1 protein-coding gene is annotated in these 286 nt (G+C 49.0%); it reads right to left on the reverse strand.

The genetic code is table 11. From position 1 onward, the window contains the following. The coding region (locus SB773_RS31150; protein WP_410594134.1) for an MFS transporter at positions 1-286 on the reverse strand (286 nt) is incomplete at both ends.

Below are 286 nucleotides of genomic sequence, written 5' to 3' on the forward strand. Positions count from 1 at the left end.
TTTTTAAATTCAGGTGTACGCGCATGAAAATTTTGTGATTTTGGCAAGCAAATCCAGAAAATGAGACTTGCCACCAAGCTGATAAAGCTGATTGAGCCCATCGCCACATGCCAGTTGAACAGATCAGTCAGCGTTCCCGATATGATGCGTCCGCAGACCGCCCCAAGTGAATTTCCGCTTATGTAGAGCCCCATCGCGACACCAAGGCTTCTGGGCTCCATTTCCTCTCCCAAATATGCCATGGCAATAGACGGCAGGCCCCCTAAAGCAATTCCCTGAATGATGC

It is taken from the genome of Bacillus sp. SIMBA_074 (genome assembly GCF_046534555.1).
Classification (GTDB): domain Bacteria; phylum Bacillota; class Bacilli; order Bacillales; family Bacillaceae_G; genus Bacillus_A; species Bacillus_A mycoides.